At 69.0% G+C, this 1235-nt stretch carries 1 protein-coding gene; it reads right to left on the reverse strand.

Annotation, left to right across the window (positions count from 1 at the left end; all coding sequences use genetic code 11):
• Nucleotides 1–35: 35 nt before the first annotated feature.
• Nucleotides 36–1157 carry an IS630 family transposase gene (locus ACIRB1_RS47125; RefSeq protein WP_403470129.1) on the reverse strand — a complete coding sequence of 374 codons (1122 nt, stop codon included), beginning with the start codon at nucleotides 1155–1157 and terminating at the stop codon, nucleotides 36–38.
• Nucleotides 1158–1235 lie beyond the last annotated feature (78 nt).

Here is a 1235-nt window from a genome sequence, read left to right on the forward strand (position 1 = left end):
GCTAGTGCTGTGACCGTGTTGGTTCGCCGGGTTGGTCAGGCAGCGGTGGTGAGGGGGCGTCCGCCCCAGCGGATGCCTTTCTCGCTGCGGATGCGGGCGCGTTCCTTACGTTCGGCGGCCAGGACGTCGCGGTGGCGGGCGTTGGCGTTGCGCCACCGCAGGTAGGCGTGCAAGGCCCGGGTCTGCACGGTGTGGTTGGGGTAGTTCGAGTTGGCGATGGTGAACTGCCGCAGCGGCCCGAAGTGGGCCTCGATCGGGTTCGCCCACGAGGCGTAGGTCGGCGTGAAGCACAACTCGACCTTGTTCTTCCGCGCCCAGCGGCGGATGTCGGCGCCCTTATGGGCCGACAGATTGTCCAAGATCACGTAGATCGGGGCGCCGTCCGGGCGGGCGGCGCGGATCGACTTCAGTGCGGCCAGCGTGTTCCCGGCGCCTTTCCTGCGGCGGTTGACGCCCCACAAGCTGTCGTCACCGACCGAGTAACAGCCGTGGAAATACCGGACTCCGTGGGTGCGGTGGTAGGTGGCCGGCAGCCGGTCGGGATGTCCTTGTGCGGCCCAGCCCGAGCCCGCGGTGGGCCGAATCCCGAGCGGCCCGAACTCGTCGAAGGCGAAGACCCGGTCCGGGAAGCGGTCCAGCACCTCCTCGATGCGGTCGAGCTTGGTGTCGCGCTCGGGGTCCGGGGACTCCTTCCAAGTCTTGGTGCGCTGGAAGGTGATGCCGCGGCGGGCGAGCAGGCACCGTAACGCCTCGCGGCCAATGCGGATCACTCGGCCGTGCACTTTGCGCAGGTAGGCGACGAGCTTGCGCAGCGACCAGCGGGTGAAGGGCTGGCCGAGCTTGACCGGGCGGGTGGTGGCCGTCGCGATGACGAAATCCTCGTCGTCAGGCTTGAGTTGGCGGGGACGGCCTCCCGCCCACTGAGGGTCCAGGCAGGCCAGGCCGATCTCGTTGAACCGGTGGATCACGTCCCGCACCGTGTCCTCGTCGGCCTGCACCAGTTGGGCGATCACCGGCACCCGGTTCCCGCCGGCCGAGGCCAGCAGCATCATCGCCCGCCGGTAACGCACCGTGCTGGTACTGCCCCGGCGCACGATCTGCTGCAGCTTCTGCCCCTCCTGGTCGGTCAGTCTGCGCACACGGACAGGCTCGGCCACCGCGCCTCCAGCGATCGGATCGGACGTCACCCCACATCCAACCGCCACCCCGGCGAACCAACGCGGTCACAGCACTAG

It is taken from the genome of Streptomyces sp. NPDC096013, from assembly GCF_044763565.1.
Taxonomy (GTDB): Bacteria; Actinomycetota; Actinomycetes; order Streptomycetales; family Streptomycetaceae; genus Streptomyces.